The organism is Kitasatospora sp. NPDC091257 (genome assembly GCF_044757675.1).
Taxonomy (GTDB): domain Bacteria; phylum Actinomycetota; class Actinomycetes; order Streptomycetales; family Streptomycetaceae; genus Kitasatospora; species Kitasatospora lactacystinica.
Window position 1 is genome coordinate 1 of record NZ_JBIVVI010001406.1, and the last position, 2114, is coordinate 2114.

Sequence of the window (2114 nt, forward strand, 5' to 3'; positions counted from 1 at the left end):
GACGCTGATCGTCGGGGCCGAGGCCTGCGGCGCCGACCTGGTCGCCCGCTGGGCCCCGCACCACCGGATGGTCAACTCCTACGGCCCCACCGAGGCCACCGTGGTCGCCACCTGGTCCGCGCCGCTGACCGCGGACGGCGCCGCCCCGCCGATCGGCCGCCCGCTGCCCGCCACCGGCGCGTACGTCCTGGACGCCCGGCTGCGGCCGGTGCCCGACGGCGTCCCCGGCGAACTGTGGCTCAGCGGACCGGCCCTCGCCCGCGGCTACGCCGGCCGCCCCGGCCTGACCGCCGCCCGCTTCACCGCCGACCCGTACGGGCCGCCCGGCGGCCGGATGTACCGCACCGGCGACCTCGCCCGCTGGACCGCCGACGGGCGCCTGGAGTACCTCGGGCGCGCCGACGACCAGGTCAAGGTGCGCGGCCACCGGATCGAACCCGGCGAGATCGAGGGCGCCCTGCTCGACCTGCCGGAGGTCGCCGCGGCCGCCGTGGTCGCCGTCCCCGACGCCCACGGACAGAACCGGCTGGCCGCCTACCTGGTGTTCGCCGACGGCGCCGCCCGCCCCTTCGCCGAACTGCGCGCCGCCCTGCGCCGGGTGCTGCCCGACCACCTGGTGCCGTCCTCCTTCACCGTGCTCGACGCGCTGCCGCTCGGCACCAGCGGCAAGCTCGACCGCCGCGCCCTGCCCGCCCCCGAAACCGAGGCCCGGGAAGGGGAGTTCGTCGCCCCGCGGACCCCGGAGGAGGAGACCCTCGCCGCCATCTGGGCCGAGGTGCTCGGCGTGCCCAGGGTCGGCGTCACCGACAACTTCTTCGAACTCGGCGGCGACTCGATCCTGAGCATCCAGGCCGTCTCCCGGGCCCGCGCCGAAGGCCTGCGGATCGGCTCCCAGGACGTCTTCCGCCACCAGACCGTCGCCGACCTGGCCGCCGCCGCCCGCACCGCCGGAGCCGGGGCCGCCGTCGAGCGGCACCGGGAGGAGGGGCCCGCCCCGCTCACCCCCGTCCAGGAGTGGTTCTTCGCCGCCCACGGGCCGCTGCGCCACTTCACCATGTCGATGCTGCTCGACCTGCCGCACGACCTGGACGAACCGGCCCTGGAACGGGCACTGACCGCCCTGGTGGCCGCCCACCCCGCGCTGCGCACCCGCTTCACCCGCACCGGGGCCGGCTGGCGCCAGGAACCGGTCGCCGACGCCGCACGGCCACTGACCGTCCTCGACCCGGGCACGGACCGGACCGGAGCCGCCGAGACCGCCCGGCTGGAGGCCGCCGAGACCGCCCGCGCCCAACTGGACCCGGCCACCGGCGCCCTGCTGCGCGCCGTCCTGTTCCGCCCCGCCGACGGGGAGCGGCCCCAGCTCTTCCTGACCGCCCACCACCTCGCCGTGGACAGCGTCTCCTGGCGGGTGCTGCTCGCCGAGCTGCCCGAGGCCTACCGGCGGGCCGCCGCGGGCGCCACCCCCGAGCCCGCGCCCGAGCCCACCGCGTTCACCGACTGGGCCCACCGGCTCGCCGCACTCGTCCGGGCCGGCGGCCTGGACGCCGACCTGCCGTACTGGAGCGCCGAGACCGCCGCCCCCGCCGATCCGCTGCCCGTCGACCTGCCCGGCACCCCCACGGCCGGCTCGGTGCGCACCCTGCGCAGCCGGCTCGACCGGGCCACCACCGGGGCGCTGCTGCGCAAGGTCCCCGAGGTCTACCGCACCCAGGTCAACGACGTGCTGCTCAGCGCCCTGGGCCGGGCCCTCGCCGACTGGACCGGCACCGGACGGGTCACCGTCGCCCTGGAGGGCCACGGCCGCGAGGACCTCTTCGACGACCTCGACCTGTCCCGCACCGTCGGCTGGTTCACCACCCAGTACCCCGTCACCCTCGCCCCGGCCGGCCCCGCCGACGCCCCCGACTGGGCCGCCACCCTCAAGCAGGTCAAGGAGCGGCTGCGCGCCGTGCCCCGCCGCGGCCTGGGCTACGAGGCCCTCGCCCGGCTCGGCTCGCCCGCCGAGGGCGCCGGGGCCCTGCGGGACGTCCCGCTGCCGCAGGTCTGCTTCAACTACCACGGCCAGTGGACCGCCCCCGAGGCCGGCGACTTCGCCCCCGCCGGGCCGGCCC

Annotated in this window: 1 protein-coding gene; it reads left to right on the forward strand. The window is 78.1% G+C overall.

Translation table 11 applies throughout. The annotated features are described in order from the left end of the window. Positions 1 to 2114 (forward strand): condensation domain-containing protein (locus ACIQOV_RS38760; protein ID WP_401055521.1); only part of this gene is annotated, 2114 nt, incomplete at both ends.